The sequence below is a fragment of the Candidatus Bathyarchaeota archaeon genome (assembly GCA_029882535.1).
Taxonomy (GTDB): Archaea; Thermoproteota; Bathyarchaeia; order Bathyarchaeales; family SOJC01; genus JAOUKM01.
This window is the reverse complement of sequence record JAOUKM010000019.1, coordinates 20,363-27,585: the sequence shown is the minus strand read 5'-3', so window position 1 is coordinate 27,585 and position 7,223 is coordinate 20,363. Positions and strand designations below refer to the sequence as shown.

Sequence of the window (7,223 nt, the reverse complement as noted above, 5' to 3'; positions counted from 1 at the left end):
CGTTTGTGTTAGGAATCTCATTGTGCTTGATTGGTGCCTTTTTGATGTTTGAAGGAAATATTTTGGGAGAGAACAATACTGGTTGGGCAATTGTTATAGGGATAGTAGGAATCGGCTTAATTGCCACATCAGGTGTAAGGTTGCTGAAACCCAAGAAATCCTAAAAAGAAACATGTGCATCAATTGCCTACTGGCAATCATAGTCTATTGCATGTATTCATTGAAGAAATGGAGACTAACAAATGAACATGAGTAAATTAATGGACATCATCTTCATTTGCTCCTTTATCATTTTCAATATTTCAGTGAGTGCTCTCTACATTGCAACCAAACTTGGTAACATGGTGCTCGTGCAGGTGTGTGGTGCCATTGTTCTTTCTCTGATAATTCCTTTCACTATCACATTGTTAGGATATACGAAAGAGAAGCCAGAGAAAAGGGTGATAATATCTCATGCATTTATTCTCTTCTATCTCTTTCTGGAATTATCATTAGATTACATCCTTAAAATTCCATTCAGAGAAATACTGGCAATTCATGTCCTCTACATTATAGTCTTCTATGCTGCTATGTTCAGTATGATAGGTGTTTCCTTCAGCAAAAACAGGAAAATGGGATTTGTGGTGATCATAACATTCTTGATATTGATAGGATGTCTAGTGTACTATCTATTACCTTTCTAAAATTTAGGCACCCTAGAGTTTACCTTAAGCTTGTTCCACAAGTCATAAGAACATAGTTCTAGAAGATAGAAACATGGAAACTTTCCTTAAAATAGACAGTATCATGTTCTATGTGTCTGATCTGGAGAAATCAGCCAAGTTCTATGAGAGTGTTTTGGGATTGAAAGTTGGCTGGACTGACAAGGAAGAGAGAATGATAGGTTTCCTATTCCCTGAAAGTGATTCAGAAATAGTCATTCACAATGACCCTGATCTTCCCAACCCATCTTTCAGCTTCATGGTGAGAAATGTTGAGAAGTTCTGTGATAAATATGAAAAGAGAGGATACAGAATAGTCAAAGAACCTTTTGAAGTGAGATGTGGCAAATTTGCAGTTCTGGCTGATCCAGATGGAAATGAGCTGCCAATCATAGACCTTACAAAATTTGGTGACAAACCCAGATATGATGAGTAGTTCTTACCATAAATCGTTTTGTCTTACAATGAAGTTTCTTCCACAAGCCATAAAAACTGAAGAAAGCGAATTATATGGCTGATGTAACATGGGAAAACTAAAGGATATTGACTACAAGATTCTTTCTGAGTTGATGAAAAACTCCAAGACGAGTGATAGGCAAGTGGCTAAGAAAATTGGGGTATCTCAACCAACTGTCACAAGAAGGAGAGCAAGACTTGAAAAGGATGTAATTGATGGCTATTCTGCTATTCCCAAATGGGAGAAACTTGGGTATAAGATTCTTGCATTTACATTCGTCAAAACCAGAATGCTTCTTGGACCAGAAGAGCAGCATAAGGCAGATCATAAGATGGCATTAAAATGGATGAATGAACATCCTAACGTTATATATGCTGCTGGATGTAGGGGACTAGGGTGGAATGGTTTCATGATTTCGGTTCACAAGAGCTACTCAGACTTTGACAACTTCATTGTCAGACATAATGGTGAAATTGGACCAACATTAGATAATATTGGAAACATTCTTGTGAATCTTGACGGAAGTCAAACTCTGAAGCCTTTGCATTTGAAATACCTAGCAGAAGCATTATCTGAATAAGACTAAGCAATTTATCATTCTGCCACTATTCATGATAGCAACACTACTAGCAATCGTACTGTGCAGAAGAAAAAGAGCAAAGTGAGTGTGGTTGCTAGCTCCTGTTAGATTGAGTTTGTTCCACAAGTCATAAAGCTCAATAATGTGGTGGTTATATATGCTACAGGAATTGGATTTTCGTAAAATAACTGCAAATGAGCTTCCATATGTTTCTTATCTCTGCCTTTGGGGTGTCAGCAAAAAGCAGAAGGAAGCTATGAAAGGGCATATGAAGAGGAGACTTAAGTGGATTGAGGAGATGTGGTCAAAGGGACTAGAAATCATAGTAGCTTTGGGTCCAAGAAAAAGCAAGAAGGGGCTCATTGAATATCTTCCAATTGAGGTGGCTCCTGAACCTGTGAAGGGAAAGAACTCTTTGTTTATAGACTGCATTTGGGTTCTGCCACGATTCAAGAAAGCAGGAATAGGAAAGGGGCTTATGCAGCATTTTCTTGATGATGCCAGAAAGGTGGGTGGAGCTAGTGTGCTATCATATGAAAGTGACAAGTGGTTTGGGTATTTTGATTACATGCCAACTAACTTCTTCAAGCAATTTGGATTTAAGGAGGTTTCAAGAGACGAAACTCGTGTTCTACTTCATCTTGACCTAGGAGCCCACTTAACTCCACAACTTCTGACTCCAAAAAGCCAAAGAATCAAGAAGAAAGGCAAGACAGTCGTTGATATCTTTTGCAACAGCCAATGTCCTTGGTGTGGGTGGATGGCAGACGAGATTAACAGAAATGTAAAGGACTATAAAATAATGATCAAACGGATTAGCACTGACAATAGAGAAGTTATTGAAGAATTTGGATTAGCAAGAGGAATATCAATCAACGGTAAACCAGCTATCAAGAGAATGGCAGCTTGGAAAGAAATCAAATCAGCCCTAGATAGAGCAACTAGCTAACAGTAATCAATTAACTAGTTTCTTCCACAAGTCATAAAAGCTGAAGAACAAGAGTTTGTAGTTTACGGTGAAGAGATTGCCGATTAAAGAAAGAGATCCCTATCTTTGTGCAGCTGGTTCATTTTTCTTTCCTGGATTGGGACAAGTATATTGTGGAAGAATATTGAGAGGGCTAGTTTTCCTCATTCCAGCTGTGGTCTTAACTATTCCAAATGCTGTTATTTATTTGTCTCTTCAGTTCAACTGGATCGATTATCCTTTCTGGTTGTCTACTTGGTCTAATCTGCTGATGCTCATTTCAAAAGTCGTAGATTTCATTGTTAGAGCCTTGGCAACATATGATGCCTATAGAATAGCAAAGTCTAACTGATTAAGAATTTATCGAACAAATGGAAGACTTAGAAAAAATCAAAGATGCTACTGGAGACAACTACACAAATGCTACACAAATAACTACACAAACAACTGCAAGGACAAATAAGGAAATCCCTAGCTTCTTTCAGGAAAATAAACCTAATTTTGGAAGCCGGGGATGGGAATTGAACCCATATAGAGCAGCTCTGCAGGCTGCCGCCTGAACCGTTCGGCCACCCCGGCATATAAAAAAAATAAGCAACGGCTAATAAATCTAACCAATGGATGTGGCAATTCTACTTCAAAAACTTCTTGTAAAACTCTTGAGCTTTCTCCACCCCTTTCTCGGGAATCTTAGTTATTGGCCCATAGTCCATTTCGGGAGCCAACTCTGCACATTTTGTGAAATACTGTTTCACTTTTGCAATGTCACCTTTCCAAAGGGCTAATCCACCAGCAATATGGTACTGTATTCTTGCTTGTATGCTATCTCCTTTCTTCTCAAGTTCTGCCGCCTTCTTTGTAACCTCTTTCATTGTTACATCAATTTTTCGTGGATCACGAAACATAGTATGCTGCAAGGCTTTGTATATCTCTTTGTCGTTGCCGCAAATTCTCTCTAAATCTGTTATTATCACTTTCTCAAGCTGTTTCGCCCCTGTTTTTTCTTTCTTCTTTCTCTTGAATAAATCTCTTACCATACTATTTTCCCTCAATGTGTATTCGTTGTCAAACTCAATTTAAAGTCAACGAAAAGAGATTTAAAGATTTGGTAAGATCTAGTGAAACTTGAATTAGCAAGCAAGAAAATATTTTCATCTTCCTCTTATACTTAAAAGAGATAATATTGCTAAAAGCTAGAGGGAGGAGGAGACTGGAAGCTGAAGCCTTTAAGTTTTGTTCACGTGGCGGACATCCATTTAGGCTATACACAATACAATCTAGAAGTGAGGCGTGAAGACTTCAATAGAGTCTTCGAAGAAGTTGTTGACAAGACGATTAAGTTGAAACCGGACTTCATGATAATCGCTGGGGACATTTTTCATCACGCGAGACCCAGCAACGTTACGTTAGAAGCTGCAATCAAAAACTTTTGCCGACTTCTAGACGCGGGTATTCCAGCTTTGGTTGTCGACGGATCTCATGATTCTGCGCCCAACGTGATAACAAGCACTATTCTTAACCCGTTGGACGCGGCGGGCTTGGTGTATTATTTACCTCGCCATGAAAATGCCTGTTGGCGAAACGAAAAGTGCTACGTCTACGGCGTCCCAAATTACAGAACGAGACGAAAAACCGAAGGGCAACTTCCGCTTTTCTATGAGAAAAACAAGCCGTCGCCTAACCCAGCATTGTTTAACGTATTTGTTTTTCACATGGCGCTAGACTTACCTAGTGTTAAGCCGCCTCAAATGGAGGCTGAATCTCCACCTGAATTGTTACCGGAGGGTTTCAACTATTACGCCGGCGGACATATTCATAAGCTCTCAAGACGCAGCTTTAAGACCGGCGTCTTAGCTTATAGTGGCTCTACAGAGACGGTTTACTATGATGATGCGCGGTTCGCGAAGAGTTTCTATTATGTGCAAGTGGACGAGAAAGGTGAGGCAAAATTTCAGCGCATAAAGCTAGAAAGTCCTCGCCGTTTTGTAATCTTAGAAAAGGATTACACCGGCATGACTCCAGCGAAAATTAGCGAGACTGCCGTCCGCCAAGTTAAAGAAAACGATGAAGAAGGCGTTATCATTGTTCCTGTTTTAAAAGGAGTCCTGCCCGCCGAAGCTAACCGAAGCGAGATAGATGTAGCTCAGATTAGGGATGCTGCGGAAAAAGCTCTTCTTGTCCGTCCAGTTATTCGCTTAAGTGAGACAGAAGTGCCAGAAGAGGTTGTTCGTTCAATTTTTGAGGGTGAGCTTAAGGACTTGAAGACCAAGGCTTTCGAGTATTTTCTTCAGATATTTTGTGAGCGTTATCCAAGAGATGAAGCTGAGAAAGTTGCTCGTCTTTCGGTAAATCTCATTGAGCCACTGACTCGGAAAGATGAAGATAGAGTGAAAGAGGAATTGGAGGCGTATCTGGATGCGAATTAAGACAGTAAATTTGGAAAACATTCGCTCTCACGCAAAATCTAGAATTGACTTTGAGAAAGGGTTTAATTGCCTCGTTGGGGGTCTAGGAACTGGAAAATCCAGCATACTTTACGCCATCGACTTTGCCTTTTTTGGCGACCCTTTGACTAGAAGTTATCATTATCTTTTACGTGAGGGGGAGGGTGCTGGGAAGGTGGCTGTCGATTTTTTGTTGAATGGAAAGACCTACCGCATTGAGAGGGGATTGAAAAGACGTGAGAAAGGCATCGGTCAAGACGCTGAGCAGTTGAACTTTTACGAAGAAGACAACCTAATCGCCAGCATGAGAAATGAAGCTGTTGCGGAACAATTGAAAACCATAACTGGGCTGGACAAGGAGATTTTCCGTGAAGTTGTGTGGGTTAGGCAGGAACATCTTAAAGAATTGTTAGACGTGGCTCCTCGGGAAAGGCAGAAGCGATTAGACCAGTTGTTTGGATTGAGCGACTACGAGATGGCGTGGAACAACCTGCGAGGGATTCAAAGAGAGTATGAGGGCGAAAAAAAGGCTCACGAGAAGGACTTCGATGTGTTGGGAATAGAGAAGCTTGAAGCAGATTATCATAAGGCTGTTGAAGAATTCTCAGAGCTTGAAAATGGAATCCTCGACTTGAACAACAGCTTGCAAGAAGCAGAGACAGCGTTGCAAGCCGCGTCTACCAAACTTCAAAGCATCGAACAACTAAGAAAACAAACCGAGGAGCTGTTAAAGAAAGAGGCTGAGCTTCAAACAAACATTGCAAACACCGAAGACATGTGCGCAAGGCTTGTAAACGAAATTCAAACAAAAACAGCGGCTGTTAAAGAATTCGAACAGCGTTCAAAAGCATTTGAAGCCCAATTGAACTCGCAAAGAAAACAACTGCAAGAAATCGGCATCGCCCCAGATTTGACAGTTGAAGAATTAAAACACCAACTGGCTTCCTTTGATGAACAGATGACAGGAATAAGAGCCGAACAAGAAGCGGCAAGAAAAGAGACTAAAACTTCCAAACAACGAGTATCCAACCTTGCAGCAGAAAGCAAATGTCCTCTTTGTCTACAACCTCTGCCTGAAGATTACAAGGCGCACATGCTGAAACATATTGAAAAAGAGAACGCTGAAAGAGAAAAAAGACTCGCAGAACTGCAAAAAAACGTCCAAGAACTGGAAAAACTAAGAAACGTCGTAAACAAAGCATTCTTAGACTTTCAATCATACACCCCACGAATACAAGATATAAAAGTGCGGGTTGTTGAAGAGAAAGAAGCTATTGAAAAGCTGGAAAAAGAATTTGAAGAACAACAGTCGCAAGAAAAGACGCTTAGGGCTCAGCTTGATGGGATTCGCAGAGAAATTGCAAAGTTTGATATGACTGAGCTGGAAACTGCTCGGAAGCTTCATGAGACTGCAGCAGAGCAACATCTTACGGTCAAGAAAGAGTTGGAATTCACTAAAAGCCGCAAAACAGATGCATCCCTTAAAATTGAAGACTTCCGTGAACGTCTTGAGCATGCTCAGCAAAAAATGGAAAGAGTGAAAAAAATAGAGAAACTCTTAGAAACCATTGATGGAATACGCAACGCTTACAGAAGCATACAGCCGAAACTGCGCACCGAGTTTGTCAGAATCCTAGAACGAGTGGTTCAACAAGTATTAGACAGTCTTGTAGGCGAAGAAGATGTTGCGTTAATAGCAAGCATTGACGAAACCTACACTCCGTCTATTAAAAGCCAAGAAGGCTATGAACGGGAAGTTTCGTATCTTTCTGGCGGAGAACGCACTCTTCTAGCTTTTGCCTACAGATTCGCTTTAGGTCAGCTTATTATGCAAGCAAGAACTGGACATGGGTTGCAGATGCTTTTGCTGGACGAGCCTACTGAAAGCCTCGGCAGAGAAGACCGCTCAGTTGACCGTTTAGCAGAAGCAATCGCACGACTCAAAGCCATTGAACAAATAATTGCCGTTACTCACAATGAAGCCTTTGCGGAAAAAGCAGAGCATGTGATAAGGCTGGAAAAGGAAGCTGATGCAAGCCGAGTTACTGCTGAAAAATAAGCATGGCGTTGTCAC

8 protein-coding genes and 1 tRNA gene are annotated in these 7,223 nt (G+C 40.8%); 7 read left to right on the top strand and 2 right to left on the bottom strand.

Annotated features, from left to right (window positions below):
• The first annotated feature begins 242 nt into the window (after positions 1 to 242).
• The 5 genes from OEX01_06050 (at position 243) to OEX01_06030 (ending at position 3,057) form a co-directional block, all read left to right on the top strand.
• The gene (locus tag OEX01_06050; protein MDH5448547.1) at positions 243 to 683 is read left to right on the top strand and encodes a hypothetical protein; all 441 of its coding nucleotides are present in this window, start codon (positions 243 to 245) and stop codon (positions 681 to 683) included.
• 73 nt (positions 684 to 756) lie between these two features.
• Positions 757 to 1,137: a VOC family protein gene (locus OEX01_06045; protein ID MDH5448546.1), complete on the top strand. Its 381-nt coding sequence runs from the start codon at positions 757 to 759 to the stop codon at positions 1,135 to 1,137.
• Between the two features lie 88 nt (positions 1,138 to 1,225).
• Entirely contained in the window at positions 1,226 to 1,738 is a 513-nt protein-coding gene (locus OEX01_06040) for an Lrp/AsnC family transcriptional regulator (GenBank protein ID MDH5448545.1), read from the top strand.
• 157 nt (positions 1,739 to 1,895) lie between these two features.
• The gene (locus OEX01_06035; protein MDH5448544.1) at positions 1,896 to 2,687 is read left to right on the top strand and encodes a hypothetical protein; all 792 of its coding nucleotides are present in this window, start codon (positions 1,896 to 1,898) and stop codon (positions 2,685 to 2,687) included.
• Positions 2,688 to 2,763: 76 nt separating this feature from the next.
• A complete protein-coding gene (locus OEX01_06030; protein ID MDH5448543.1) occupies positions 2,764 to 3,057 on the top strand; it encodes a hypothetical protein in 294 nt (97 codons plus the stop codon).
• Between the two features lie 154 nt (positions 3,058 to 3,211).
• Here OEX01_06030 and OEX01_06025 read toward each other — a convergent pair.
• A tRNA-Cys gene (locus OEX01_06025) sits at positions 3,212 to 3,284 on the bottom strand.
• A gap of 53 nt (positions 3,285 to 3,337) precedes the next feature.
• Entirely contained in the window at positions 3,338 to 3,742 is a 405-nt protein-coding gene (locus OEX01_06020; GenBank protein MDH5448542.1) for a hypothetical protein, read from the bottom strand.
• Positions 3,743 to 3,946: 204 nt separating this feature from the next.
• On the opposite strand from OEX01_06020, the gene OEX01_06015 reads away from it, so the two are divergent.
• Both OEX01_06015 and OEX01_06010 read left to right on the top strand, forming a co-directional pair.
• Positions 3,947 to 5,131, top strand: a complete 1,185-nt coding sequence (locus tag OEX01_06015) for a DNA repair exonuclease (GenBank protein ID MDH5448541.1) — start codon at positions 3,947 to 3,949, stop codon at positions 5,129 to 5,131.
• On the top strand, positions 5,121 to 7,208 hold the full coding sequence (locus OEX01_06010; GenBank protein ID MDH5448540.1) for an SMC family ATPase: 2,088 nt from the start codon (positions 5,121 to 5,123) through the stop codon (positions 7,206 to 7,208). Before OEX01_06015 ends, OEX01_06010 begins: the two co-directional genes overlap by 11 nt.
• Positions 7,209 to 7,223: the final 15 nt, after the last annotated feature.

Coding starts and splice junctions, on each gene's coding strand:
- OEX01_06050 (MDH5448547.1), top strand. CDS start 243: ATGAACATGAGTAAATTAATGGACATCATCTTCATTTGCTCCTTTATC.
- OEX01_06045 (MDH5448546.1), top strand. CDS start 757: ATGGAAACTTTCCTTAAAATAGACAGTATCATGTTCTATGTGTCTGAT.
- OEX01_06040 (MDH5448545.1), top strand. CDS start 1,226: ATGGGAAAACTAAAGGATATTGACTACAAGATTCTTTCTGAGTTGATG.
- OEX01_06035 (MDH5448544.1), top strand. CDS start 1,896: ATGCTACAGGAATTGGATTTTCGTAAAATAACTGCAAATGAGCTTCCA.
- OEX01_06020 (MDH5448542.1), bottom strand. CDS start 3,742: ATGGTAAGAGATTTATTCAAGAGAAAGAAGAAAGAAAAAACAGGGGCG.
- OEX01_06010 (MDH5448540.1), top strand. CDS start 5,121: ATGCGAATTAAGACAGTAAATTTGGAAAACATTCGCTCTCACGCAAAA.